Origin of the sequence: Kitasatospora fiedleri (assembly GCF_948472415.1) — a bacterium.
In the GTDB taxonomy this organism is placed as follows: Bacteria; Actinomycetota; Actinomycetes; order Streptomycetales; family Streptomycetaceae; genus Kitasatospora; species Kitasatospora fiedleri.
Window position 1 is genome coordinate 2,082,516 of the sequence record NZ_OX419519.1, and the last position, 25,170, is coordinate 2,107,685.

Annotated in this window: 21 protein-coding genes and 1 pseudogene; 7 read left to right on the forward strand and 15 right to left on the reverse strand. The window is 74.0% G+C overall.

All coding sequences use genetic code 11. The features are described 5' to 3' along the window. Nucleotides 1–114 precede the first annotated feature (114 nt). Both QMQ26_RS09810 and QMQ26_RS09815 read right to left on the reverse strand, forming a co-directional pair. On the reverse strand, nt 115–498 hold the full coding sequence (locus tag QMQ26_RS09810; RefSeq protein ID WP_282205446.1) for a DUF4180 domain-containing protein: 384 nt from the start codon (nt 496–498) through the stop codon (nt 115–117). After that, on the reverse strand, nt 495–908 hold the full coding sequence (locus QMQ26_RS09815) for a helix-turn-helix domain-containing protein (RefSeq protein WP_100835779.1): 414 nt from the start codon (nt 906–908) through the stop codon (nt 495–497). Before QMQ26_RS09815 ends, QMQ26_RS09810 begins: the two co-directional genes overlap by 4 nt. Before the next feature lie 383 nt (nt 909–1,291). Between QMQ26_RS09815 and QMQ26_RS09820 the strand changes: the two genes are divergently transcribed. The 4 genes from QMQ26_RS09820 (at nt 1,292) to QMQ26_RS09835 (ending at nt 5,134) form a co-directional block, all read left to right on the forward strand. After that, entirely contained in the window at nt 1,292–1,696 is a 405-nt protein-coding gene (locus tag QMQ26_RS09820; protein WP_282205447.1) for a hypothetical protein, read from the forward strand. Continuing rightward, entirely contained in the window at nt 1,696–2,292 is a 597-nt protein-coding gene (locus QMQ26_RS09825) for an RIO1 family regulatory kinase/ATPase domain-containing protein (protein ID WP_282205448.1), read from the forward strand. The genes QMQ26_RS09820 and QMQ26_RS09825 overlap by 1 nt, the downstream gene beginning before the upstream one ends. Before the next feature lie 200 nt (nt 2,293–2,492). Further along, nucleotides 2,493–4,400, forward strand: coding sequence for a serine/threonine-protein kinase (locus QMQ26_RS09830; RefSeq protein ID WP_282205449.1), 1,908 nt, complete (start codon nt 2,493–2,495; stop codon nt 4,398–4,400). Between the two features lie 179 nt (nt 4,401–4,579). Beyond that, on the forward strand, nt 4,580–5,134 hold the full coding sequence (locus tag QMQ26_RS09835; RefSeq protein ID WP_282205450.1) for a hypothetical protein: 555 nt from the start codon (nt 4,580–4,582) through the stop codon (nt 5,132–5,134). A gap of 88 nt (nt 5,135–5,222) precedes the next feature. Here the strand turns inward: QMQ26_RS09835 and QMQ26_RS09840 are convergent, their stop codons facing one another. Beyond that, the gene (locus QMQ26_RS09840; protein ID WP_100835783.1) at nt 5,223–6,098 is read right to left on the reverse strand and encodes an ABC transporter permease; all 876 of its coding nucleotides are present in this window, start codon (nt 6,096–6,098) and stop codon (nt 5,223–5,225) included. A gap of 79 nt (nt 6,099–6,177) precedes the next feature. Then, nucleotides 6,178–8,994 carry an alpha/beta fold hydrolase gene (locus tag QMQ26_RS09845; protein WP_282205451.1) on the reverse strand — a complete coding sequence of 939 codons (2,817 nt, stop codon included), beginning with the start codon at nt 8,992–8,994 and terminating at the stop codon, nt 6,178–6,180. Between the two features lie 219 nt (nt 8,995–9,213). On the opposite strand from QMQ26_RS09845, the gene QMQ26_RS09850 reads away from it, so the two are divergent. Continuing rightward, a complete protein-coding gene (locus tag QMQ26_RS09850) occupies nt 9,214–10,251 on the forward strand; it encodes a mechanosensitive ion channel family protein (protein WP_282205452.1) in 1,038 nt (345 codons plus the stop codon). A 35-nt stretch (nt 10,252–10,286) separates the two neighbouring features. Here QMQ26_RS09850 and QMQ26_RS09855 read toward each other — a convergent pair whose 3' ends face one another. Next, on the reverse strand, nt 10,287–10,748 hold the full coding sequence (locus QMQ26_RS09855) for a GNAT family N-acetyltransferase (RefSeq protein ID WP_100835786.1): 462 nt from the start codon (nt 10,746–10,748) through the stop codon (nt 10,287–10,289). 1 nt (nt 10,749) lies between these two features. Continuing rightward, entirely contained in the window at nt 10,750–11,688 is a 939-nt protein-coding gene (locus QMQ26_RS09860) for an RluA family pseudouridine synthase (protein WP_100835787.1), read from the reverse strand. A gap of 159 nt (nt 11,689–11,847) precedes the next feature. Here QMQ26_RS09860 and QMQ26_RS09865 point away from each other — a divergent pair, with 159 nt between their 5' ends. Beyond that, nucleotides 11,848–13,362 (forward strand): FMN-binding glutamate synthase family protein, encoded by a 1,515-nt coding sequence (locus QMQ26_RS09865; protein WP_100835788.1) that lies wholly within the window; start codon nt 11,848–11,850, stop codon nt 13,360–13,362. 107 nt (nt 13,363–13,469) lie between these two features. On the opposite strand, the gene QMQ26_RS09870 is transcribed toward QMQ26_RS09865, so the two are convergent. The 3 genes from QMQ26_RS09870 to QMQ26_RS37425 form a co-directional block, all read right to left on the reverse strand. Beyond that, nucleotides 13,470–14,339 carry a DUF3592 domain-containing protein gene (locus QMQ26_RS09870; RefSeq protein WP_282205453.1) on the reverse strand — a complete coding sequence of 290 codons (870 nt, stop codon included), beginning with the start codon at nt 14,337–14,339 and terminating at the stop codon, nt 13,470–13,472. Nucleotides 14,340–14,458: 119 nt separating this feature from the next. Further along, a complete protein-coding gene (gene lspA / locus QMQ26_RS09875; protein ID WP_404814104.1) occupies nt 14,459–15,223 on the reverse strand; it encodes a signal peptidase II in 765 nt (254 codons plus the stop codon). Nucleotides 15,224–15,290: 67 nt separating this feature from the next. Next, complete coding sequence (locus tag QMQ26_RS37425; RefSeq protein WP_318552224.1) at nt 15,291–15,548, reverse strand: TraR/DksA family transcriptional regulator; 258 nt, start codon at nt 15,546–15,548, stop codon at nt 15,291–15,293. An 827-nt stretch (nt 15,549–16,375) separates the two neighbouring features. Here QMQ26_RS37425 and ileS point away from each other — a divergent pair. Beyond that, nucleotides 16,376–19,507, forward strand: coding sequence for an isoleucine--tRNA ligase (ileS, locus tag QMQ26_RS09885; protein WP_282205455.1), 3,132 nt, complete (start codon nt 16,376–16,378; stop codon nt 19,505–19,507). Nucleotides 19,508–19,679: 172 nt separating this feature from the next. Here ileS and QMQ26_RS09890 read toward each other — a convergent pair whose 3' ends face one another. The 6 genes and pseudogenes from QMQ26_RS09890 to ftsZ form a co-directional block, all read right to left on the reverse strand. Further along, nucleotides 19,680–21,014, reverse strand: a complete 1,335-nt coding sequence (locus QMQ26_RS09890) for a DivIVA domain-containing protein (RefSeq protein WP_282205456.1) — start codon at nt 21,012–21,014, stop codon at nt 19,680–19,682. Between the two features lie 46 nt (nt 21,015–21,060). Beyond that, a complete protein-coding gene (locus QMQ26_RS09895; protein ID WP_030463138.1) occupies nt 21,061–21,351 on the reverse strand; it encodes a YggT family protein in 291 nt (96 codons plus the stop codon). 76 nt (nt 21,352–21,427) lie between these two features. Continuing rightward, entirely contained in the window at nt 21,428–22,045 is a 618-nt protein-coding gene (locus tag QMQ26_RS09900; protein ID WP_100835792.1) for a cell division protein SepF, read from the reverse strand. A gap of 195 nt (nt 22,046–22,240) precedes the next feature. Further along, entirely contained in the window at nt 22,241–23,029 is a 789-nt protein-coding gene (locus QMQ26_RS09905; RefSeq protein WP_282205457.1) for a YggS family pyridoxal phosphate-dependent enzyme, read from the reverse strand. Further along, a pseudogene (gene pgeF / locus QMQ26_RS09910) lies at nt 23,026–23,759 on the reverse strand (peptidoglycan editing factor PgeF). The gene QMQ26_RS09905 and the pseudogene pgeF overlap by 4 nt, the downstream one beginning before the upstream one ends. Continuing rightward, the gene (gene ftsZ, locus QMQ26_RS09915) at nt 23,756–24,982 is read right to left on the reverse strand and encodes a cell division protein FtsZ (protein WP_100835794.1); all 1,227 of its coding nucleotides are present in this window, start codon (nt 24,980–24,982) and stop codon (nt 23,756–23,758) included. The pseudogene pgeF and the gene ftsZ overlap by 4 nt, the downstream one beginning before the upstream one ends. Nucleotides 24,983–25,170: the final 188 nt, after the last annotated feature.

Here is a 25,170-nt window from a genome sequence, read left to right on the forward strand (position 1 = left end):
CGCCGCGGTTGGGGGGCCGCGGCCGAGGGTCGGAGGCCGTCGAGGTGCCCCCGACGGCCAGGTGACATGTACAATTGCACATGTCACCTGTCACCGGAAGCCCCCGTCCGCAAGTCAGCTGCCCCGGACGACCCCCCGGTCCGCCAGCCGCCCGGCCAGCCCCGGCAGGTCCTCGACGAACCACAGCTGCCGGCCGCGGTTGCTCTCCCGGACGAAGTCGCGCAGCGCGTCCGACTCCGCCACCCGCGCCGCGACGTCCCCCACCACCGCCAGGCCCATCCGGTACTGCGCGAACTTCTGCACCACCGCCCCCGCGACCCCGCTGCGCAGCCGGAAGAACTCCGCCCCCAGCCGCTCCACCGGCAGCGCCACCCAGGACGCCTCCCGGTGGTACGCGTCAGCCAGCAGGTCCAGCGCCGCGCGCTCCCCCGCCACCACCTCGCCCTCGGCCGCGGCCACCAGCACCCGCGCCCCACCCAGCTCCCGAACGTCCGTCACCGCACCTCTCCCGTCAGGTCGTCGACCAGCGCCAGTACGTCCGCCACCCGCCGCGGCGGCCCCATGACCACGAAGCGCAACGCGCTCCGCTCCTCCTCCCGCACCGCCTGCACCCACAGCGGCCGCGGCCCGCCGGACCACGCGTTCGCCGCCGCCAGCACCCCCGTCACCAGCCGATCGGCGTCCCGCGCGCCCACCCCCTCCACCTGCACCACCGCCGAGACGTCCACCCGGGCCGGCTTCAGCGGCACCCCGCCCCCGGTGAACGCCTCCACCTCCGCCCGGGCGATCCGGTACTGCTTCCCGATCCGCACCGCCTTGAGCTTCCCGTCCCGCACGTACCCCCGCACGGTCTTCACGTGCAGCCCGAGCAGCTCGGCCACGTCCTCGACCGAGTAGAAATCGTTCATTCCCCATCCTTCCCTATCCATCCCCACCGTACAGCCGGATAGGGAACTTTCGCGCCCACCACGCCGAACGCCCGAGAAACCCCCTCCGCTCCCGGCCCGTCAGGAGCCCGGGGAACTGCGCGCCCGGCCACGCGCTCCGCCGCCGCCCGCCCGCCCCGCCGAAAAACCCCTTGCGTCGCGCGCAGCTCTCGCTAGGGTGGTCACCGTCCCGCCGCGCCGCCGTGCGCTCGCGGGCCCGACGAGAGGAGGTGCAGACCGATGGTTGCCGCCGTGACGCGGCGCGCCCTCGTGTGCGCGCCATCCGCCTCCCCCCGTCTTCGTCCCACCGGCTGACCGCGCGACACTCCGCGCCCCGGTGGGCCACCCCACCAGGAGCCACCGCAGTGCGCGAGCGCTTTGCCGACAGCGATTCCTTCTCCCGCATCCGCCCCAAGGGCGCTTCCCGTCGCGGCCGCCGGGCCGACCGCTTCGACGACTCCCAGCCCGAGTACGACTACTTCGCCTCCCAGCAGGCCGCCGACGGCGACGAGCACGACACCGCCGACGGGACCCACACCGACGCCGGGCAGGAGTTCTCCGCCCCCGGCACCGACGGCCCGGCCGTCGGTGACCGCTGGTCCACCTGGGACCAGTCCACCCCGACCGAGAAGGGCCCCGAGCCGCGCCCCGCCTGGGTCGTCACCGAACTCGCGGCCGTCGACACCGAGTTGGGCATCGTGAAGACCGGCAAGGAGGCCGACGTGTTCCTGCTGGAGCGCGCCGTCCCGGCACCGGCCGCCGCACCCTGATGGCCGCCAAGCGGTACCGGGACGCCCAGCACCGGATGTTCCACCGGGACTCCGGCTACCTGGAGGGCCGCCAGCACAAGGAGTCCCGGACCAGCCGGGCGATGGCCAAGCGCACCGCCTTCGGCAAGGAGGCGATCGCCGGCCAGTGGGCGGCGGCCGAGTTCAGCGCGCTGTGCCGCCTCTGGTCGGCCGGCGCCGCCGTGCCGTACCCGGTGCAGATCACCGGCACCGAGATCCTGATGGAGTTCGTCGGCGACGAGGACGGCACGGCCGCGCCCCGGCTGGCCCAACTGCGCGCCGAGGAGGCCGACATCGAGGACCTCTGGGGCCAACTGGGCCGCAGCCTCGCGCTGCTGGCCTACGATGGCTACGCCCACGGAGACCTCTCGGCCTACAACATCCTGGTGCACCGCGGCCGCCTGGTGATCATCGACGTCCCGCAGATCGTCGACGTGGTGGCCAACCCGCGCGGCCTCTCCTTCCTGGAGCGGGACGTACGGAACGTCGGCGCCTGGTTCGTCTCCCGCGGCCTCCCGCCCGCGCGCGTCGAGGCCCTGGTCGACGCCCTGGCCGCCGACGCCCGCCTGCGCCGCTGACCGCTCCCCCGCGGTCTGACCTCGCCTCATCCCGCCCCGCCCGACCGGCAGTTGCTCCGCACCACAGGTGTAGAGTCGCCGCGGTCGGGCGGGACGGGGGGCGGTACCGGCTTCCCAGCGCGCGTGCGAACGGTCAGAATCGTTACTGACAAGCCATACAACATGCTCGGGGGATGCGGGACATGTGGGGTCGGGGGACCGTGCTCGGGGGCCGTTACGCCCTCTCCGAACGGCTGGGCAGCGGCGCCATGGGCGAGGTCTGGCGGGCCGAGGACCAGGTGCTGGGCCGTCAGGTCGCGGTGAAGATCGTGCTCCCGGCGCTGATGGAGGACGAGGTCTTCGCCGCCCGGTTCCGCCGCGAGGCGACGGTGCTGGCCGCGATGAACCACCGCGGCGTGGTGCACATCCACGACTACGGCGAGGACGACGGCGAGCCCGGCGCGCGGACCGCGTACATCGTGATGGAGCTGCTCACCGGCAAGCCGCTCGACAAGGCCCGCGGCCGCGCCGCGTTCCCGCCCGACCGGGCGCTGGACGTCACCGCCCAGGTGCTGGACGCGCTGCACGCCGCGCACCGGCAGGGCATCGTGCACCGGGACATCAAGCCGTCCAACCTGATGATCGACCAGGACGGGCGGGTCACCGTCACCGACTTCGGCATCGCCCGCACCCTCGCCGACACCCGGATCACCACCGCCCACGCGGTGATCGGCACCGCCCTGTACATGGCCCCGGAACGCGCCGAGGGCAAGGACGCCTCGGCCGCCTCCGACCTGTACTCGGTCGGCGTGGTGCTGTACGAACTGCTGTCCGGCACCGTGCCGTTCACCGGCGGGACGCCGCTCGAAGTGGTGCTCAAACACGTCCGCGAGCCGCTGCCCGACCTGCCCGCGGAGGTGCCCGCGCCGGTCCGGGCGGTGGTCACCAGGGCGCTCGCCAAGCAGCCCGGGGAGCGCTACCCGGACGCGGCGGCGATGGCGCTCGCCGCCCGGCAGGCGATGTCCACCCCGACCGGGCTCGGCGCGGTGCTCGGCCCGCCCGAACCCGTCGAGGCCCCGCCGCTCGTCCCCGCACCCGCACCCGTCCTCGCCCCCGTCCCCGTCCCCGTCCCCGCCGCGGCCCTCGTGCCCACCGCCCCCGCCGCGTCCGGGGACAAGCGGGCCGCGCGCCGCCGGCTGGCCACCCTGATCCTGCCGGTGGTGCTGGTCACCGGCGGCGGCGTGACGGCCCAGCAGCTCGACCTGCTGCCCTGGCAGCAGAAGCAGGACCAGCAGCAGGTCGCGTCCGGCTCCACGCCGGGCCCCGGCGGCCCGGCCACCGGCTCCGCCGACGGCGCCGCCCCGTCCGCCGCCGCCTCCGCCTCCGGCACCGTCCAGGCCGACCCCACCCCGCCCGCCTCCGCTCCGGCCACCGACCCGGCGGGCAACCCCGTCCCGCCGAACACCGCCCCCGGCACCGACACCGGCAGCAACCCGGGCACCGCCAACGGCGGTGGCAACGGCGGCGGTTCCGGCAACGGCGGCAACTCCGGCGGTGCCGCGAACGGCACGGGCGGCGGCAGCAACCCGGGCACGGGCTCCGGCTCCGGCTCCGGCTCAGGAAGTGGCTCCGGCTCCGGCAGCACCCCGAACCAGCCCAAGCCGACCACCCCCGCCGCCACCACCCCGCCCGCCTCCTCCTCGGGCCCGGCCAAGGGCTGCGGCGGCAGCGGCTGGGGCCACCTGGTGAACGTCGGCAGCGGCCGCTCCGTCGGCCTCGGCGCCGACGCCGTCAGCGCGGGCGTCCCGGTGGTGTCCGGCGGCCACACCGCCTACGGCTGGGTCATGAGCACCAGCAACGGCGTGACGGTCTTCACCGCCTGCGCGGCCAGCAGCGGCATGAGCCTGGGCGCCCCCTACGCGGGCAGCCCCAACACCACCGAACTCGCCGGGGCCGGTTCCTACGGCGACATGGCCTACTGGACGCTCGCCGACGCCGGTTCCGGCACCTTCCAGCTGAAGTTCGGCTACGGCGTCCAGAGCTGCCTGACCGACAGCGGCAGCGGCAACGCCCTGAACGTCGGCACCTGCACGCCCGGCGCCAGGACCCAACTCTTCCGCTTCTCCTGACCCCGGCCCTGACCCCGGCCCCGGCCGCCGCCCACCCACCGGCCCACCCGCTCCACGCCCGCACCACACCCGCTTCGCGCCCGCACCGCCCGCCCGGCACACCGCCCCCCGACCGGTCCGCCGCCCAACGCCGCTACCCGGCAATGGAGTTGTCGCCTGGCCGGGGCAGAATGCGGGGCATGGCCGAACAGTACTTCTCCGCCTTCGCGGTGGACGCCGCCGTCCTGCACCGCCTCCCCGGCTCGGGCGAGCGCGTACTGCCCGGCGTGCCGCCCTCCGCCGCGCTCACCGAGCTGCTCTCCGGTCGGCTGCGCGCCGACGCGGACTCCCGCTACACCGCCCTGCTGCCCGCCCTGGCGGGTGCGTTCGGCACGCCGCTGGGCGCGGTCTCCGTCCCGGGGCGGCACTGGGACGAGCTGACGGAGGTCTTCACCGCGCTCGAACTGCCCGCCCTCGCCGCGCTCTGGTCCCGCCCGTGGCCGTTCCCGGCCGACGCCGCCTACGACTGGCCGTGGCCGTACCCGACCCTCGCGGCCCGCGCCGACACCGCCGACCTGCTCGCCGAACTCTCCCTGCTCGCCTCGGAGTCGATCCACGAGCAGGACGTCGAGGCGCTGGACGAGGACGACCTGGAGGAGGCCGCCTGGTTCCTCACCGAGCACCTGCCCGTCTGGGCCTCCCGGGCCCACGCCCTCGACCTCGACCTGCTCCTGGTCCGCGACGGCGCCCGCTGACCGGCGGCACCCGGCGCACCCCCGTCCCGCCTCAGCCCCCCTCCCCCTGCGACGGCCACGTCCAGGGCCACGGCCACGGCCGCGGCCCTCAGGACACCACGTCCTTCGCCGCGAACCCGCGGAACGCCAGCGCCAGCAGCACCACCGCGTACGACAGCGACAGCACCACGCCCTGCACCATGCCGCCCCACTCCAACTGCGGCTGCAACGCGTCCGCCCAGGCGTACTGCCAGTGCGCGGGCAGCCACTCGCGCAGCGAGCCGAGCGCGGTGACGGCGTCCAGCACGCCGGTGATGATGGAGGCGAAGACCGCGCCGCCGACCGCGCCGAGCGGGGCGTCCGTCGCCGTGGAGAGCCAGAACGCCAGTGCGCCGACCACGATCTCGGCCAGGAACACGTACAGCACGGCGATCGCCAGCCGGGGCAGCGCCTCGGCGGCGGAGAGCGTCGCCCCGGTGGGGAGCTTGAGGTCGCCCCAGCCGTACGCGGCGGTGCCGACCACCAGTCCGACGGCGGGCAGCAGCACCACCGCGGCGGCCGAGAACACCATCGCCACGGTGAACTTGCGCACCAGCAGCCGGGCCCGGGGCACCGGCGCGGCCAGCAGGTAGCGCAGCGAGGACCAGCTCGCCTCGGAGGCCACCGTGTCGCCCGCGAACAGCGCGACCGGGATGACCAGCAGGAAGCCGGTGCCCATGAACAGCAGCGTGGCGGCGAAGTTCGCCCCGGACGCGGTGGCCAGCTCGATGAACGTGGTGCGGTTCTCCCGCCCGGGCGTGCCGCCGATCTGGAACGCCGCCAGCACGACGAATGGCAGCGCGGCCAGCACCCCGCCGACCACCAGGGTCCGGCGGCGGCGCAGTTGGCGCATCGCCTCGACCCGCAGCGGCAGCGTCCGGCCGGGCCGGTAGCCGGGCGCGGCGGTGTCCCGTTCGACCCCGGGACCGAGCACGGTGCCGCTCATGCCACCCCTCCGACCACAGTCCCGCTCGCAGTCCCGCTCGTGGTCCCGCCCGTCCAACTCGCCCTGCTCGTGGTCCCGCTCATGCCGCTCCTCGGATCAGGGACAGGAAGGCGTCCTCCAGCCGTCGCTGCGGCCCGATGCCGGTCACCGGCACGCCCAGCCGCACCAGTTCGGCGGTCAGCCGGCTCGCGGGCAGGCCGTCCAGCCGGACCAGCAGCCCGCCGTCCACCGCCTCCGCGGCGGCGACGCCGGCCAGCTCGGCCAGCTTCTCGGCGACCGCGGCGGTCCCGTCGAAGCCGTCCTCGACGGAGACCAGCAGCTGTTCGCCCGCGCCGGTGATCTCGGTGGTCGGTCCGGCGACCACCAGCCGTCCGCGCTCCATCACCACCAGGTGGGTGCAGGACTGCTCGACCTCGGCGAGCAGGTGGCTGGAGACGATGACGGTGCGCCCGGCGGCGGCGTACCGGACCATCACCTCGCGCATCTCGCGGATCTGCGGCGGGTCGAGCCCGTTGGTGGGTTCGTCCAGGATCAGCAGGTCGGGCAGGCCGAGCATGGCCTGGGCGATCGCCAGGCGCTGGCGCATGCCCTGCGAGTAGGTGCGCACGGCGCGTTCCAGGGCCTCGCCGAGGCCGGCGATCTCCAGCGCCTCGGCGAAGTGCGCGTCCTCGACGGGGCGTCCGGTGGCCGCCCAGTACGACTCCAGGTTGGCCCGGCCGGAGAGGTGCGGCAGGAAGCCCGCGCCCTCGACGAACGCACCGACCCGGGAGAGCACCGGCGCGCCCGGCCGGATCGCGTGGCCGAAGACCCGGATCTCGCCCGCGTCGGGCCGGATCAGGCCCATCAGCATCCGCAGCGTGGTGGTCTTGCCCGCGCCGTTGGGGCCGAGCAGGCCGAGCACCTGCCCGGCCTCCACCCGGAAGGAGAGGTCCCGCACCGCGTACCGGTCGGTGGCGCCCTTGTACTTCTTCGTCAGGCCGGTGATCTGCAGCGGCACGTCGGCGAGTTCCGGCTCGGGCGCGGGGGTGGTGTCCCGGCGCCGCCGGGCGAAGACCAGCAGCGCGCCGATCGCCAGCGCGACCAGCGGCAGCACCCAGGTGCGGGCGGGCAGCGGCGCCGACTCGGTGCGCAGCCCGGGCACGGTCGGCACGCTCAGCGGCCCGGCCGCGGCGACGGTGTACGTGGCGGCCTGGGCGGGCGAGGCGTACGCCAGGTCGGTGGCGGCCAGCACCAGCCGCAGCCGGTGCCCGGCCGGGAACTCGTGGTCGACGGCGGGCAGCGCGACCTGGACCGTCCGCCCGCCGTCGGCGTCCGCGCCGGTCACCCGCAGCGGGGCGACGAGCTGCTGCGGCAGGCTCTGCTTGCCGTCGGGGGCGACGTCGTACAGCTTGGCGAACAGCACCGCCTCGGGGGTGTCGGCACGCACCCGCACCGACACCGACGGGGCGCCGGTCAGGTGCAGGGCGCCGGTCAGCGGGGCCGAGTCGAAGGAGGCGAACTGGCCGGGGAAGTCGATCGACAGGCCCGCGCCGACCGAGGACAGTTGGGCGAGCGCGCCGATGCCCGGCAGGGTGGAGATGTTCGGCGGCGCGCCGCCGGGCGGGTTGGCGATCCGCTGTTCCGGGCCGGTCAGTTCGACGCCGCGCCGGGCGGTGCCGTCCAGGCCGGGGTAGGCGTCGGCGTCGGCGCCGCGCAGCACCGCCTGGAAGCCGGTCGAGTCGACGCCGCCGGTGCGGGTGACCCGGAAGGCGGGGCCGGTGTCCGCGCCGTCGCCCTTGAGGTAGTGGTCGAACCAGGCGGTGACCCGGGCGTCCGCACGGGTGCTGGTCTCCTGGCCGCCGTCGTGGCCCGCGCCGAACCAGTCCACCGCGACGGGCGCGCCGTTCGCGGCCACCGCCCGGGCGATCCGGTCGCCCTGGTCGAGCGGGAAGAGCGAGTCCTGCTGGCCCTGGACCACCAGCGTCGGGACCTTGATCCGGTCCGCCACCGCGGCGGGGCTGGAGTGCTCCAGCAGCGCCACCGCGTCCGCGTCCGGCCGCCCGGCGGCGGCGACCCGGTTGTACATCGCGCACAGCTCGGGCCGGAACCGCCCGCAGCCCACCGGGCCCGAACCCGGAGCCGCCGTCCCCGCCTCAGAACCGGAGCCGGAGCCGGAACCGGAGCCCGGGCCGGAGCCGGAACCCTGGTCCGTACCGGAGCCGGACCCCAGCCCGGACCCCAGCCCGGACGACGAGCCGGTGGTGAAGAAGATCCCGGCCCAGAGCTTCTTGAACACCCCGTCGGCGGCCGAACTCCCTTGCGCGGCCTGCGGGAAGAGCGCGTCGGCCAGGTCGAACCAGGTGATCTGCGGGGCGATCGCGTCGATCCGGCTGTCGTACCCGGCGGCCAGCAGCGACACCGCCCCGCCGTACGAGGCGCCGGTCACGCCGACCTTCGGGTCGCCCGGCCCGTCGAGCTGCACCTCGGGGCGCTGGGCCAGCCAGTCCACCAGCCGGGAGACGTCGGCGACCTCGCGCTCCGGCTGGTTCAGCCCGATCTGCCCGGTCGACTTCCCGAACCCGCGCGCCGACCAGGTCAGCACCGCGTACCCGTGCCGGGCCAACTCCTCGGCGCGCCCGCGCAGTTCGTCCTTCGAGCCGCCGAAGCCGTGCGCCAGCAGCACCGCCGGCCGCCGCCCGGAGCCGCCCGCGGTGAAGAAGGAGGTGTCGATCCGGACGTTCTCGGCGCTGCCCGCGACCTCCGGCAGCTCCAGGAACCGGTCCTCCCGGTGCACCCGCTGCGGCTGCCCGGCCACCGCGACCGCCCCGCCGCCGACCAGCAGCGCGGCCGCCACTCCGCCGGCCAGCACCGCCCTGCGCCGGGTCAGCCACCTTCGCCACGCCCCACCGAAGCCCATGGCAGGTGATCCTAACCGGGCGGCAGGTAAGGAAACCATCAGCCCGCCGACGCGGCCCGACCCGGCCCGGCGCGTATCTGCCCGACCCGGACCGGCACGTCTCGACCCGCCCCGGCCCGGCTGCCGGAACCCCGCCGTCCCCCACGATAAGGTGCGAATCCCCCGCTACCGGACTCCCCGTACCGGGCTCCCCGTACCGGACGCCACCCGAGGTGCCCCGTGCTCTGGCCGCTCGCCAGCCTGCTCACCGCCGTCCTCGCCACCCTGTTCGCCGGCTGGCTGGTCGACCAGGTCCTCCAGCGCCTGGCCGCCCGCCGCCCCGACGCGCCGGTCTGGGGCCTGCTGCGCCGCTGCCGCGTCCCGCTCCAACTGGTGCTGCTCGCCGCCCTGCTGCTCGCCGCCCGGCCGGTCCACCGCGTCCTGCACAGCGACGACGCCGCGGTCCGGCACGGCGTCCTGCTGGTGCTGATCGCCTCGCTCGGCTGGCTGTCCGTCCGGGTGCTCGCCGCCGTCCTGGAGGCGTTCCTCAGCCGCTACGAGACGGTCACCGAGGACGCCTCCCGGGTCCGGCGGGTGCGCACCCAGCTCGGCCTGGTCCGCCGGGTCGGCTCCGCCGCGGTCTGGACGGTCACCGTCGGCGCGCTCCTGCTCACCTTCGACACCATGCGCACCGTCGGCACCAGCCTGCTCGCCTCGGCCGGCGTCATCGGCATCATCGCGGGCATCGCCGCCCAGTCCGCCCTGGGCAACTTCTTCGCCGGCCTACAGATCGCCTTCAGCGACACCGTCCGGATCGGCGACACCGTCGTCGTGGACGGCCAGCAGGGCACCGTCGAGGAGATCACCCTCTCCTACCTGGTGCTGCGCCTGTGGGACTACCGCCGCCTGGTCGTCCCGGTCTCCTACTTCGTCGCCCGGCCGTACGAGAACTGGACCCGCCGCGACCCCGGCCTGCTCGGCTGGGCGCTGCTGCACCTCGACCACCGCACCCCCGTCGCCGAGCTGCGCGCCGAACTGGAGCGCTACCTCGCCGGCAGCGAGCTCTGGGACGGCCGGGAGTGGTCACTCGCCGTCACCGACACCACCCCGTCCACCGTCGTCGTCCGCGCCGCCATGACCGCCCGCGACCCGGACACCACCGCCGCCCTGCGCCTGGCCGCCCGCGAACACCTGCTGGCGTACCTGCGCGACCACCACCCCGAGTCACTGCCCCGGGTCCGGACCGAGCAGGGCCGGACCGAGCAGGGCCGGGCCTAGGAGGACCGGCCCCGGGGCAGCGACCGGCGGGGCCGCTACAGCACCCGCGTCATCGTCCGGTGCGGAATCCCGGCGTCGTCGTACACCGGCCCCTCGGCCACGTAGCCCAGCCGCTCGTAGAACCCGAGCGCCTGCACCTGCGCGTGCAGTTCCACCTCGCGCGCCCCGCGCTCGCGGCCCAACTCCTCGACGGCGCGCACCAGTCGCGCACCCAGCCCGGTGCCCCGGGCGGACCCGACCACGGCCAGCCGCCCCAGCAGCACCCGGCCCTCGACCCCGCCGGTGAGCCCCAGCGCCTGCGCGCCGGAGATCATCCGGGCGGTGCCGAGCGCCGCCCCGTCCGGGCCGACGGCCAGCAGGTGCGCGGAGGTCGCGTCGTACTCGTCGTACTCCAGCTCGGCGGGCACCTGCTGCTCGACCACGAACACCTCGTGCCGGACGCGGCGCGCCAGCGCCAGGTCCGGCTCCCCGTCGACCACCCGGATCGAGACGTCCATCTCAGCTCTCCGCGGCGATGACGTCCAGCGCGTGCTGGAGGTCCTCGGGGTAGGCGGAGCCGAACTCGACCCAGCGCCCGTCCTCGGGGTGCTCGAAGCCGAGCGAGACGGCGTGCAGCCACTGCCGGGTCAGGCCCAGCCGCTTGGCCAGCGTCGGGTCCGCGCCGTAGGTGAGGTCGCCGACGCAGGGGTGGCGCAGCGCCGACATGTGCACCCGGATCTGGTGGGTGCGGCCGGTCTCCAGCTTGATGTCCAGCAGGGACGCGGCCCGGTACGCCTCGATCAGGTCGTAGTGCGTGACGGAGGGCTTGCCGTCCCGGGTGACGGCCCACTTCCAGTCGCTGCTGGGGTGCCGGCCGATCGGCGCGTCCACGGTGCCGGACAGCGGGTCGGGGTGGCCCTGGACCAGCGCGTTGTACTTCTTCTCGGTGACCCGGTCGTGGAACTGCCGCTTCAGGTCGGTGTAGGCCCGCTCGGACTTGGCGACCACCATGATCCCGGAGGTGCCGACGTCGAGGCGGTGCACGACGCCCTGCCGCTCGGCGGCGCCCGAGGTGGAGATCCGGTAGCCGGCCGCGGCCAGGCCGCCGATCACGGTCGGTCCGGTCCAGCCGGGGCTGGGGTGCGCGGCGACGCCGACCGGCTTGTCGATGACCACGACGTGGTCGTCGTCGTGGATGATCCGCATGCCCTCGACGGCCTCGGCGACGATCTGCACCGGCGCCGCGGGGGCCGGGATCTCGACCTCCAGCCAGGACCCGGCGGTGACCCGGTCCGACTTCCCCGCGACCGCGCCGTCCAGCGTCACCTTGCCCTCGGCGGCGAGTTCGGCGGCCTTGGTGCGGGAGAACCCGAACATCCGGGCCAGGGCGGCGTCCAGCCGCTCGCCCTCCAGGCCGTCGGGTACGGGGAGGCTACGGGTCTGCGCTGCGATACTCACCCACCCGAGTATGCCCGACCCGCACCTCCCCCCGACCCCACCGGGGCCCCCGCACCCCCTGGCCGCCGGCCGCTCCGGGACGCCTCCTAGCATCGCCCTGCACCACCACACGACGGCCCGGTCGACGGCGACGGGGCCGGACCCGAGGGGGGAACGCCCATGAAGGCCCGCACCATCGGCACCGCCGCCGCGGCCGCGGTGGCCGCGCTCGCGGCCCGCGACCTGATGCAGAAGCGCCACGCGCTGCTGCGCAACTTCCCGGTGGCGGGGCACGCCCGCTACCTGCTGGAGCGGATCGGCCCGGAGCTGCGGCAGTACATCGTGACCTCCAACGAGGAGGAGCGCCCGTTCAGCCGCGACCAGCGCAGCTGGATCTACGCCTCCGCCAAGGAGGAGAACAACTACTTCGGGTTCGGCACCGAGGTGGACGTCGCGCACGTCCAGGGCCACGCCTACCTGAAGCAGCGCACCTTCGCCGGCCCGCTGCCCGACGCCCACGACCCGGACGCCCCGCTGCCCTCGGCCAAGGTGCTGGGCGGCCCGCGCGGGCGCGCCGGGGCGTTCCGCCCGACCAGCGTGGTGAACGTCTCCGCGATGAGCTTCGGCTCGCTCTCCGGCGCCGCGATCACCGCCCTGAACGAGGGCGCGGCGCAGGCCGGCGCGCTGCACAACACCGGCGAGGGCGGCCTGTCCCCCTACCACCGCCGGGGCGGCGACCTGGTCCTGCAACTGGGCACCTCGTACTTCGGGTGCCGCGACGAGTACGGCCGCTTCGACCTCGGCCGGTTCAAGGAGGTGGTGGCGTCCGCCCCGGTCCGGGCGATCGAGATCAAGCTCTCCCAGGGCGCCAAGCCGGGCCTGGGCGGCATGCTGCCGGGCGCCAAGGTGACCCCGGAGATCGCCGGGATACGCGGCATACCGGTCGGGAAGGACTGCGCCTCGCCGTCCCGGCACAGCGCGTTCGGCGACGCCGACTCGATGCTGGACTTCGTCGAGCTGCTGGCCGCCGAGACCGGCCTGCCGGTCGGGATCAAGAGCGCGGTCGGCGAGCTGGGCTTCTGGCAGGAGCTGGCCTCGATGATGGCGCGCGGCGACCGCGGCGTGGACTTCGTGACCGTCGACGGCGGCGAGGGCGGCACCGGCGCGGCGCCGCGGATCTTCGCCGACTCGGTGGCACTGCCGTTCCGGATGGGCTTCTCCCGGGTCTACGGCACCTTCGCCGAGCTGGGGCTGACCGACCGGCTGACCTTCATCGGCTCCGGCAAGCTCGGCCTGCCCGAGAACGCCGCGGTGGCCTTCGCGCTGGGCGCCGACCTGGTCAACGTGGCCCGCGAGGCGATGCTGTCGATCGGCTGCATCCAGGCCCAGAAGTGCCACACCGACCGGTGCCCGACCGGCATCGCCACCCAGAACCCGTGGCTGGCCCGCGGCGTCGACCCGGTCTCCAAGGCCGCCCGGGCCGCCGCCTACCTGCGCACCCTGCGCCGGGAGCTGACCAAGGTCTCCGCGGCGCTCGGCGTCGCCCACCCCTCGCTGATCACCCCGGACGACATCGAGGTGCTGAACGGCGACTACGAGGCCCGCACGCTGGGCGCGGTCTACGGCTACAAGGAGGGCTGGGGCCGGCTCGGCCCGGAGCTCGCCGCGGAGATCACCGCCCTGCTCACCGCCTGACCGGCAACGCGCCGCCCGCGTCCCCCGGCGCGGCGGCACCGCGCCGCCCGCAGCCGCCCGCACCTCACCGCAGCAGCGGCACCGCGCCGCCCGCAGCCGCCCGCGTCTCACCGCAGCAGCAGCACCGCGCCGGCCCCGGCCGTCGCCGCCAGCAGCACGACGGCGATCACGTGCACCGCCGTGTCCCACCCCCAGGAGCGGCGGTCGGCCGCCGGGTCCAGGGTGAACTCGGCCGGGTCCGCGGGCGTGTGGTGCACCGTCACCGCGCGCCCGCGCGCCCCGGCCGGGTCCGCCAGGTGCGCGGTGCAGTGCGCGGTGACGGCGGTGCCGTCGCGGGTGGTGAAGGCCACCACCGGGGTGCGGGTGGTGAGGGTGGAGCCGTCGTCCGGGTCGATCCGGACGTCCCGGAACACCGCGACGATCCGGCCCGGCACCGCGTCCATCGCGGCCAGCCGCTCCCGCTTCCCGCGCCGGTCCCGGACCGCCCCCGGCAGGTGCCACAGGCCGGACAGCGCCCACGGCCCGGCGCCGCCGACCAGCGCCCACGGCCCCGCCCAGCGGACCGCGGCCAGCGCCACCAGGCCCGCGTAGGCCGCGAACAGCGCGGCGGCCGGCCCGGCCAGCCCCCGGACGGGCCGCTCCGGCGCGTCGGTGAACCGGAACTCCCGCGGCCGGCCCCGCGGGTGGCTGACCCCGATCTCCCGGCCCGCCCAGGCCGCGGTGACGCTCTCGCCGCGCCCCTCGTCGTCCGTCACGGTGACCGGCCGCCCGCTGTCCGGGTCCGGGTAGTCGACCACCAGCGGGATGCCGCCAATCCGGGAGGCGCCGTGCCGCGGCTCGCCGACCTCCCTGATCCGCCCGGTCAACCGGACCGTCCGCTGCGCCTTCGTCACCCCGGCCAGCGACCTGGCCGCGCCGACCAGCGCCACCGCGCCCCACCCCGCGCACCACAGCAGCAGGAACCCGTCCCACCCCATGCGTCCCTCCCCGGCCGCCGTCCCGTCCCGGAGCACTCTGCCCGATCGGACGGCCGCGGACACGGCGGTGCCCGCCGGACCGGGGGTCCGACGGGCACACGGGCTCGGTTCTCGCGGGCTCAGCCCTCGTGGTCCGGCTCGGCGGCCGGTTCCGGCTTCGCCGCCCCGGCGCGCGGGGCGCCGTGCACGCTGCCGTCCGGGTTGGAGCCGCGGAAGGAGAGCAGCACGACCAGGATGCCGCCGCAGACGATCGCCGAGTCGGCCAGGTTGAAGACCGCGAAGTGCTGGACCGAGATGAAGTCGACCACGTGCCCGCGGAACACCGCCGGGGAGCGGAACAGCCGGTCGGTGAGGTTGCCGAGCGCGCCGCCGAGCAGCAGGCCGAGGGCGATCGCCCAGGGCAGGCTGTACAGGCGGCGGGCGATCCGCCAGATCACCACGATGACGCCAGCGGCGATCGCGGTGAACAGCACCGTCATCGCCTGGCCCATGCCGAACGCGGCGCCGCCGTTGCGGATCACCTGGAAGGTCATCCAGTCGCCGATCACCTTGATCGGCTCGCTGCGGCCCTCCAGCTTGGAGACCACCAGCAGTTTGGAGCCGAGGTCGATCAGGTAGGCCAGCACCGCGACGGCCAGCAGCAGGCCGATCCGGCGGCGGCGGACCACCGCCCGGGTGCCCTCGGCGGCGGTCGCACCGGCGACCGGCGCGGCCGGTTCGGGCTCCGCGGGGGTCACCGGCTCGCCCGCCCCGGTGGGCCGGGCGAGGGGGACGGCGTCGTCCTGGGTCTGGTGGGAACCTGGCGTGCTGATGATCCGCTCCGCTGCCGTGTGGAATGCCGGGTGGAATGCCGGTCGACGTACTTGGGGACGAGGGTACGGCACCACCCGCCCCGTTGGCCGCCGCGGCCGGGATTGTCCGGTCCGCGGGCCGGTCGACCGGCAGCGGCGGTCAGCGGCGTTCCTGCTTGGCCTTGCAGCTGACGCAGAGCGTGGCGCGCGGGAAGGCCTGCAGCCGGGCCTTGCCGACCGGCTGGCCGCAGGACTCGCACAGGCCGAAGCCGGTGCCCTCCAGGCGGGCCAGGGCGCGCTCGGTCTGGGCGAGGCTGTCGCGGGCGTTGTTGGCGAGCGAGAGCTCGCTCTCCCGGTTGATGTTCTTGGTGCCGGCGTCGACCTGGTCGTCGCCCGCGCCGTCGTTGGAGTCCCGCATCAGGCCGGCGATGGCGGCCTCGGAGGCCTCGATCTCGGCGCGCAGCCGGACGATGTCGGCGGCCAGCTCGTCGTGCAGCTCGGCGACCTCCTCGGCCGTCCACGGGTCCTCCCCGGGGCGGACCGGCAGCTCGGCCGGGTCGACCGACTCGGCGCCGCCGCGGGCCCCGTGCCCGCCGGCACGTGGGTGCGGCCGGTCGCCTCGGTGTGTCCGGTGGTGCCGGTCTTTCGCCGCGCAGTAGTCACGGTCCCCTCCCCTGGGTCGCCCGCCACGGCCTCGCGCGACCCCTTGGTCACGGTTCCTGTCGCCTTCTCAGCCATGGCTTTCGACCTCATTCACGAATGATCAGAAGCGTCGGTTCCCGACGATCTTGCCGGTCCCGGAACGATAAACCCCATCGAATCAGCCCACAACGGGACATACCGAAGCGCCTCACCGATCCCACCCGCGCAGCCCCCGTCGGGTCCGCGCTGCACAGGTTGTGCCCAGATCGCCCCCGCCTAACCACCCGGCACCCCGGCTCACGGATGCGCAAAGCCGCTTGCGGGGGCCGATACACTGGGCCGTGCAAGGCGCAGATGGGACGAGTACCGACGTACGCAGCCAGGAGCGACCCGGGGGCGGTGTGAGCCCGGGGGTGTGCGCGGCGGGAAGATCACCCCGGAGCCGCCGGAAGAACGGCCCGCCACGGGCCCAGTAGAACCGGCCGCAAACCCAAAGAGAGGGCCGCAGCGCGCGCGGTCAAGGAGGGTGGTACCGCGGGGCGGCTCGCCGCCTCGTCCCTCCGTCGGAGCCAGTCCACGCATCCGCCGGAGGTAGACGCCCCCATGTCGCCCACGTACAACGACGTCCCCAAGCAGGTCGACCTGCCCGCCCTGGAGCACCGGGTCCTGTCCTTCTGGCAGGAGCAGCAGGTCTTCCAGCGCAGCCTGGAGCAGTCCGAGGGCCGCCCCGAGTGGGTGTTCTACGAGGGCCCGCCGACCGCCAACGGCATGCCGGGCGCGCACCACATCGAGGCCCGGGTCTTCAAGGACGTCTTCCCGCGCTACCGCACCATGAAGGGCTACCACGTCGCCCGCAAGGCCGGCTGGGACTGCCACGGCCTGCCGGTCGAGCTCGCGGTGGAGAAGGAGCTGGGCTTCTCCGGCAAGCCGGACATCGAGAAGTACGGCATCGCCGAGTTCAACGCCAAGTGCCGCGAGTCGGTGACCCGGCACACCGACGCGTTCGCCGAGCTGACCGAGCGGATGGGCTACTGGGTCGACCTCGACCAGGCGTACCGCACCATGGACCCGTCCTACATCGAGTCGGTCTGGTGGTCGCTCCAGCAGATCTTCGACAAGGGCCTGCTGGTCCAGGACCACCGGGTCGCCCCGTGGTGCCCGCGCTGCGGCACCGGCCTGTCCGACCACGAACTGGCCCAGGGCTACGAGACCGTGGTCGACCCGTCGGTGTTCGTCCGCTTCCCGCTCACCTCCGGCCCGCTGGCCGGCACCGCCGCCCTGCTGGTGTGGACCACCACCCCGTGGACGCTGGTCTCCAACACCGCCGCCGCCGTCCACCCCGGGGTGACCTACGTGGTCGCCACCGACGGCACCGAGCGCCTGGTGGTCGCCGAGCCGCTGCTGGCCAAGGCCCTCGGCGAGGGCTGGGAGGCCACCGGCGAGTCCTTCACCGGCGCCGAGATGGAGCGCTGGGCCTACCGGCGCCCGTTCGACCTGATCGAGGTCCCGGACGCCCACTACGTCCTGAACGCCGAGTACGTCACCACCGAGGACGGCACCGGCATCGTCCACCAGTCGCCCGCGTTCGGCGCCGACGACCTCGCCACCTGCCGCCGCTACGGCCTGCCCGTGGTCAACCCGGTGGAGACCGACGGCACCTTCGCCCCCGACGTGCCGCTGGTCGGCGGGGTGTTCTTCAAGAAGGCCGACGAGACCCTGGTCGCCGACCTCGCCGCCCGCGGCCTGCTGTTCCGCCACCTCCCGTACGAGCACAGCTACCCGCACTGCTGGCGCTGCCACACCGCGCTGCTCTACTACGCGCAGCCGTCCTGGTACATCCGGACCACCGCCGTCAAGGACGCGATGATCCGCGAGAACGAGGCCACCAACTGGTACCCGGAGACGGTCAAGCACGGCCGCTTCGGCGACTGGCTGAACAACAACATCGACTGGGCGCTGTCCCGCAACCGCTACTGGGGCACCCCGCTGCCGATCTGGCGCTGCGAGGACGACCACCTGACCTGCGTCGGCTCGCTCGCCCAGCTCTCCGAGCTGACCGGCACCGACCAGTCCGGCCTGGACCCGCACCGCCCGTACATCGACGAGGTCACCTTCCCCTGCCCGCAGTGCTCCGCCACCGCGGTCCGGGTGCCCGAGGTGATCGACGCCTGGTACGACTCGGGCTCGATGCCGTTCGCGCAGTACGGATACCCGTACCGCAACAAGGAGTTGTTCGAGAAGCGCTACCCGGCGCAGTTCATCTCCGAGGCGATCGACCAGACCCGCGGCTGGTTCTACACCCTGATGGCCGTCGGCACCCTGGTGTTCGACCGGAGCAGCTACGAGAACGTCGTCTGCCTGGGCCACATCCTGGCCGAGGACGGCCGCAAGATGTCCAAGCACCTGGGCAACATCCTGCAGCCGATCCCGCTGATGGACCAGCACGGCGCCGACGCGGTGCGCTGGTTCATGGCCGCCGGCGGCTCCCCCTGGTCGGCCCGCCGGGTCGGCCACGGCACCATCCAGGAGGTGGTCCGCAAGACGCTGCTGACCTTCTGGAGCACCGTCGCCTTCCAGGCCCAGTACGCCCGCGCCGCCGGCTGGGCCCCGTCCGCGGCCGACCCGGCCCCGGCCGAGCGGCAGCCGCTGGACCGCTGGACGCTGTCCGAACTGCACACCCTGGTGCGCGAGGTGGACGCCGCCTACGAGGCGTACGACACCCAGCGGGCCGGCAAGCTGCTGTCCGGCTTCATCGACGACCTGTCCAACTGGTACGTCCGCCGCAGCCGCCGCCGCTTCTGGCAGGGCGACGCCGCCGCGCTGGCCACCCTGCACGAGGCGCTGGAGACGGTCACCCGGCTGATGGCCCCGCTCACCCCGTTCATCACCGAGCGGGTCTGGCAGGACCTGGTCGTCCCGGTCGTCCCGGACGCCCCGGCCTCGGTCCACCTGAGCAGCTGGCCGGTCGCCGACGAGAGCCTGATCGACCCGGTGCTGGCTGCCCGGATGGTGCTGGTCCGCCGCCTGGTCGAGCTCGGCCGCGCCACCCGGGCCGGCAGCGGCGTCAAGACCCGCCAGCCGCTGCTGCGCGCGCTGATCGCCGTCCAGGGCTGGGAGGACCTCCCGGCCGAACTGCGCGTCCAGGTCGCCGAGGAGCTCAACGTCGCCGCGCTCGAATCCCTCGCCGAGGTCGGGGGCTCGCTGGTCGACACCTCCGCCAAGGCCAACTTCCGCGCGCTCGGCAAGCGCTTCGGCAAGGGCGTCCAGGAGGTCGCCAAGGCGGTCGCCGCGGCCGACGCCGCCCGGCTCTCCGCCGAGCTGCGCGCCACCGGCGCCACCACGGTCGAACTGGACGGCGAGCCGGTGACCCTCTCCCCCGAGGAGGTGATCATCACCGAGACCCCGCGCGAGGGCTGGGCCGTCGCCAACGAGTCCGGCGCCACCGTCGCCCTCGACCTGACGCTCACCCCCGAGCTCAAGCGCCTCGGCGTGGCCCGCGACGCGATCCGGCAGATCCAGGACGCCCGCAAGGTCTCCGGCCTCGACATCGTCGACCACATCCACCTGCAGCTCGCCACCACCGACCAGGACACCCTGGCCGGCCTCACCGAGCACCAGTCCCTGATCGCCGAGGAGGTCCTCGCCGACTCCCTCGGCCTGACCATCACCGACCCCGACGCCCCGCGCTTCACCGACGAGGACCTCGCCCTGGAGTTCACCCTCCGCAAGGTCTGACCTCCCGGTCCCCGCGCCCCGAGCGGGGCCGCGAGGAGGCGGCGGACCACCCGCCCTCCTCGCGGCCCCGCCGCCGTTCCCCCTCCGCCGCCCGCCCTTCCCCGCACACGGCGAAGGGCGCCCCCGGCCGCGATGGCCAAGGGCGCCCTTTCGGTCGCGCGTTCCGGAACCGCTAGTTGTCGCCGTCCTCGTCGATCAGGAAGCCCCGCATCGGAGCGGGCGCCTGCTGCATCGGCTGCGGGGGCTGCGGCCGCACGGCCGCCATCGGCTGGGTCATGCCCGCCGGCGCCATCGCCCCGTTGCTGCCCGCCGAGGAGCCGCCGAAGGACGGGGCACCGGAGGAGCTGCCGAAGGAGGAGCCGCCGAAGGACTGGTTCCCGCCGAAGGACGGGCTGGAGCCGAAGGACGGCGCCGGGGAGGACATCGCGCTGGCACCGGCGGGAGCCATCGACGACGCGGCCGGCGGCAGCGACGCGGTGGCGGGGATGCGCGGCGGGGCGAGCGAGTCGTCCGCCTGCGACTCCAGCTGGCGCAGCTGGGTCTCCAGGTAGGACTTCAGCCGCGTGCGGTACTCGCGCTCGAAGGCGCGCAGGTCCTCGACCTTGCGCTCCAGGGTGGCGCGGGCGGACTCCAGCGAGCCCATCGCGACGCGGTGCTTCTCCTGGGCGTCCCGCTCCAGGGCGTCGGCCTTGGCGCGGGCGTCCCGCTCCAGGCCCTCGGCGCGGCTGCGGGCCTCGCCGACGATCTTGTTGGCCTCGGAGCGGGCCTCGGAGATGGCCTGGTCCGCGGTCTGCTGGGCGAGCGCCAGCACCCGGGCCGCACTGTCGCCGCCGGGGTTCTGCTGCTGCTGCATCGGGTTGCCCATCGGGCCGCCCATCGGCTGCAGTTGGCCGCCCATGGGCTGGAGCTGCTGCCCGCCCATGCCCTGGCCCATCTGCTGCTGCATCGGGTTGCCCATCGGCTGCAGCATCTGGCCGCCCATCGGCTGGACCAACTGCTGCTGGCCGCCCATGGTCTGGCCCATCTGCTGCTGCATCGGGTTGCCCATCGGGCCGCCCATGCCCTGCTGCGGGCCGGCGGGCAGCTGCGGGGCGCCGGAGGGCAGGCCGAGCGGCTGGTTGCCCATACCCTGCTGGTTGCCCATGCCCTGCTGGTTCCCCATACCCTGCTGGTTCCCCATACCCTGCTGGGGGCCGCCGAGCTGCTGCGGACCGGGGCCCTGCTGGCCGGGCACCGGCGGGCCGGATATGGCGGCGGGGACGGGCGCGCCGGGGCGGCCGCCGTCCTGCGGGGCCTGCTGCTCCTTGCGCATGTTGGCCTGGTTCTGCGCGGCGGCACGCGTGGCGGCGGCCAACTTGGCGCGCAGGTCCTCGTTCTCGCGCAGCAGGCGGGTCAGCTCGGCTTCGACCTCGTCGAGGAAGGCATCGACCTCGTCCTCGTCATAGCCTTCGCGCAGCCGGACGGTCGTGAACTGCTTGTTCCGAACGTCCTCGGGGGTCAATGGCATCTCTTCACCTCAACGTGATCGTCGGACCGGCATCCTGTCGCATCGTTCAGAACGACAGGCGCTGCACGAGCGAGATCAGGACATACACAATGATCATCAGTACGAAGAAGGACAGGTCGAGCGCCACGCCCCCGAGACGCAACGGCGGAATGAAACGCCGAAGAAGCTTGAGTGGCGGATCGGTGACAGTGTACGTGGCCTCCAGCACCACGACCATGGGCTTCCCGGGACGCCATGAACGGGCGAACTGGAACACCCAGTCCATGACGAGTCGGAAGAGCAGGATCAGCAGGAACACGGTCAGCACCCAGTAGAGCACCGAACCGAAGATCCCCATCGCTTCTCCCTCTCCCTGGCCGACGTACCGTCAGTGACGCTCTGTCAACAGACCCACACGTGTGGTCGTGGTCGGGTCAGCTCTGGTTGAAGAACCCACCCTCGGCGATCCGAGCCTTGTCCTCCGCCGTTACATCGACGTTAGCAGGCGACAGCAGGAACACCTTCTGTGTCACGCGCTCGATACTGCCGTGCAGACCGAAGACGAGTCCAGCGGCGAAGTCTACGAGCCGCTTGGCGTCCGTGTCGTCCATCTCGGTCAAATTCATGATCACGGGGGTGCCGCCGCGGAACTGTTCCCCGATGGTACGGGCCTCGTTGTAGGTCCTCGGGTGCAGCGTGGTGATGCGGTACGGCTCTCGTTCGTTGACGACCTTGGGCATGATCACCGGGGCGCTCTTCTCCAGGTTGCGGTGACGCTCGGATGTGATGGACGACACGGGTGCCATCCGCGGCTGCTCCTGCCGGATCGGGACCGCGGCGGGCACCGGCTGGGGCGCGATGTGCGCCACGGGCGCCGGCTGCGGGACGGGTGCGGCGGGGGCGGGGGCGGCCCGGAGGTCCTCGGTCCGACCGGTCCGGATCGGCTCCGGGTCCGCGTCGTAGTCGTCGTCGGGGTCGTACCCCTGGCTGTCGTAGGTCTCGTCCTCGACCAGACCGAGATAGACCGCCATCTTGCGCATCGCGCCGGCCATGCTGCTGTCTCCTCCGCTCATGCGCCCACCGTGTCGCCCTGCGGATGCCGCGGTCATCTACGACCGGTCAGGGCCGACGGTCCGTCAGACCGCGGAGGTACGCTCGGAATGCGATCCACGGTTTACCAGCAGACTGATCATCTGCTAGGTTCTGTCCTATTTTGTCCTGCAGTCTGATCTACTTACTCGGTGACGTTACCCGAGCGGTGACCGCACTCCGAGCACCGCCGTACCGACGCGTACGTGTGTCGCTCCGGCGGCGATCGCCTGCTCCAAGTCCCCGCTCATCCCTGCCGAGACCATGGTTGCAGCCGGATGGGCCGCGCGTACGTCGCTTGCGATTTCCGCCAGCCGCGCGAAGGCGCGCGCCGGGTCGCCCGCCAGCGGGCCGGCCAGCGGTGCGACCGTCATCACACCGTCCAGCCGCAGGCCGGGCGTGTCGGCGATCCGGTCCGCCAGCGCGCGCACCTCGGCGGGGGCGACGCCCGCGCGGTGCTCGCCCTCCCCCGCCTCCTTCTCCAGGGCGACCTGCACCAGGCAGCCCAGCGGCGGCCGTTCGGCGGCGCGGACGGCGGCGGCCAGCGAGTCGACCAGGCGGTCGCGGTCCACCGAGTGCACGAGGTCGCTGTAGCGGACCACCGAGCGGGCCTTGTTGGTCTGGAGCTGGCCGACGAAGTGCCAGGTCAGCGGGAGCTGCACGCAGCGCTCGGCCTTGGGGGCGGCGTCCTGGTCGCGGTTCTCGGCGACGTCGGTGACGCCGAGGCCGGCCAGCAGCGCGGTGTCCTCGGCGGGGTAGGTCTTGGTCACCACGATCAGGGTGACCTCCGCGCGCCGGCGGCCGGCCGCCGCGCAGGCGTCGGCGATCCGGCGCTCGACCACGTCGAGGTTGGCGCCGAGCTGCTCGTAGCGGACGCGCTGACCCTCGGTCAGCGCGTCGGCGAACTCGGCGCGGCCCGGGAACGGGCCGTAGATGTCGTTCGTCATGAGTGTGTGGGCCCCAGCCAGACGTAGCTCGCGAGCCGGCCGGTGCGCTGCTCCCCGCGGTAGGAGTAGTGGTCGGCGGACTCGAGGGTGCAGACGGATGATCGGACCACATCCTGCACGCCCGCCTCGGCGAGCTGTGCGGCGACCCCCGCCGGGACGTCCAGCGCGGGGGTGCCCCAGGAGGTCTCGGCGTGCGCGGCCGGGACGAGCGCGGCGACCTCGGCGCGCAGCGCCGCCGGCACCTCGTAGCAGCGGCCGCAGACCGCGGGGCCGATCGCGGCGAGCATCCGCTCGGGCGGGCGCCCAGTTCGCGCATCGCGGCGACCGCGGCGGGGACCACCCCGGCGGCCAGGCCCGGGCGCCCGGCGTGCGCCGCGCCGACCACTCCGGCGGCCGGGTCGGCCAGCAGCACCGGGGCGCAGTCGGCGGTCAGCACGGCCAGCGCCAGCGGGCGGTCGGTGACCACCGCGTCCACGGTCGGGGCGGTGCCCTCGGGCTGGCGCTCCGTCACCACCGCGACCTCGGCACCGTGCACCTGGTTCATCCAGACCACGTCGGCCGGATCGAGGCCGAGTTCCCGGGCCGCGAGGAAACGGTTCTGCTTGACGGATTCAGGCGAATCGCCCACTGCACCGCCGAGGTTGAGCTCCCCGTACGGCGCGGTGCTCACCCCGCCCCACCGGGTGGTGGAGGCGAAGTGAGCACCGTGTCGGGAGACCGTATGGATCACTTGAGGAAGTCCGGCACGTCGAGCTCCTCGGCGGGGCTCTCGACGTACGGCTGCCGGACCGGCTGCACCTGCGGCGGCACCGGCGGGGCGGTGGCCGTCGCCGGGGCCGGGGCCTCGGCGGCCCGGGCCGGCTCCTCGGCGCGGGTGACCGAGCCGATCGAGCCGTAGGACGGGCGGGAGGCCGGGCGCTCCGGGGCGGCGGCCGGGGTCGCGGACGAGGCGGAGGACGACGAGGAGGTCGACTTCACCACCGGCTCGCGGACGATGGCGGGCGGCTGGCCGCCGTCGAACCCGGCCGCGATCACGGTGACCCGGACCTCGTCGCCGAGCGCGTCGTCGATCACCGCGCCGAAGATGATGTTGGCCTCCGGGTGGGCGGCCTCGCTGACCAGCTGGGCGGCCTCGTTGATCTCGAACAGGCCGAGGTCGGAGCCGCCGGAGATGGAGAGCAGCACGCCGCGGGCGCCGTCGATGGACGCCTCCAGCAGCGGCGAGGAGATCGCCATCACGGCGGCGGCCTTGGCGCGGTCCTCGCCGCGGGCCGAGCCGATGCCCATCAGCGCCGAACCGGCGTCCGACATGACCGACTTGACGTCGGCGAAGTCCAGGTTGATCAGGCCGGGGGTGGTGATCAGGTCGGTGATGCCCTGCACGCCGGAGAGCAGCACCTGGTCGGCGGAGCGGAACGCGTCCAGCACCGAGACCTGGCGGTCGGAGATCGACAGCAGCCGGTCGTTGGGGATGACGATCAGGGTGTCCACCTGCTCGCGCAGGCTGGCGATGCCGTCCTCGGCCTGGTTGGCGCGGCGGCGGCCCTCGAAGGTGAACGGGCGGGTGACCACGCCGATGGTCAGGGCGCCGAGCGAGCGGGCGATGTTGGCCACCACGGGCGCGCCGCCGGTGCCGGTGCCGCCGCCCTCGCCGGCCGTCACGAAGACCATGTCGGCCCCCTTGAGGACCTCCTCGATCTCCTCGCGGTGGTCCTCGGCGGCCTTCCGGCCGACCTCGGGGTTGGCGCCGGCGCCGAGACCGCGGGTGAGCTCGCGGCCGACGTCGAGCTTCACGTCGGCGTCGCTCATCAGCAGCGCCTGGGCGTCGGTGTTGATCGCGATGAACTCGACGCCCTTGAGCCCGACCTCGATCATCCGGTTGATGGCGTTGACTCCGCCGCCGCCGATGCCGACGACCTTGATGACCGCGAGGTAATTCTGGGGTGCTGCCACGTCGGGGCCTCTCGCCTCGAATTTCCGGGTCGGCTCCCCTGGATTGTGAAGGCCGACGGATGTCGATGGGTGGGAAGCACGTGGTTCCAACCCGAACCCTAAACTTGAGGTTGAGGGTTATGGCTGTGCCCGTGTCACCTCGGTGTCGAGCACAGCTCGTTGACACAGGACAGTAGGTCGCAACCGGC

Bases quoted from the DNA above. Each gene is read 5' to 3' on its own strand.
- QMQ26_RS09815 (WP_100835779.1), bottom strand. From the start codon at position 908: ATGAACGATTTCTACTCGGTCGAGGACGTGGCCGAGCTGCTCGGGCTG.
- QMQ26_RS09825 (WP_282205448.1), top strand. From the start codon at position 1,696: ATGGCCGCCAAGCGGTACCGGGACGCCCAGCACCGGATGTTCCACCGG.
- QMQ26_RS09835 (WP_282205450.1), top strand. From the start codon at position 4,580: ATGGCCGAACAGTACTTCTCCGCCTTCGCGGTGGACGCCGCCGTCCTG.
- QMQ26_RS09840 (WP_100835783.1), bottom strand. From the start codon at position 6,098: ATGAGCGGCACCGTGCTCGGTCCCGGGGTCGAACGGGACACCGCCGCG.
- QMQ26_RS09845 (WP_282205451.1), bottom strand. From the start codon at position 8,994: ATGGGCTTCGGTGGGGCGTGGCGAAGGTGGCTGACCCGGCGCAGGGCG.
- QMQ26_RS09855 (WP_100835786.1), bottom strand. From the start codon at position 10,748: ATGGACGTCTCGATCCGGGTGGTCGACGGGGAGCCGGACCTGGCGCTG.
- QMQ26_RS09865 (WP_100835788.1), top strand. From the start codon at position 11,848: ATGAAGGCCCGCACCATCGGCACCGCCGCCGCGGCCGCGGTGGCCGCG.
- QMQ26_RS09870 (WP_282205453.1), bottom strand. From the start codon at position 14,339: ATGGGGTGGGACGGGTTCCTGCTGCTGTGGTGCGCGGGGTGGGGCGCG.
- QMQ26_RS37425 (WP_318552224.1), bottom strand. From the start codon at position 15,548: ATGCGGGACTCCAACGACGGCGCGGGCGACGACCAGGTCGACGCCGGC.
- ileS (WP_282205455.1), top strand. From the start codon at position 16,376: ATGTCGCCCACGTACAACGACGTCCCCAAGCAGGTCGACCTGCCCGCC.
- QMQ26_RS09890 (WP_282205456.1), bottom strand. From the start codon at position 21,014: ATGCCATTGACCCCCGAGGACGTTCGGAACAAGCAGTTCACGACCGTC.
- QMQ26_RS09895 (WP_030463138.1), bottom strand. From the start codon at position 21,351: ATGGGGATCTTCGGTTCGGTGCTCTACTGGGTGCTGACCGTGTTCCTG.
- QMQ26_RS09900 (WP_100835792.1), bottom strand. From the start codon at position 22,045: ATGGCCGGCGCGATGCGCAAGATGGCGGTCTATCTCGGTCTGGTCGAG.
- QMQ26_RS09905 (WP_282205457.1), bottom strand. From the start codon at position 23,029: ATGACGAACGACATCTACGGCCCGTTCCCGGGCCGCGCCGAGTTCGCC.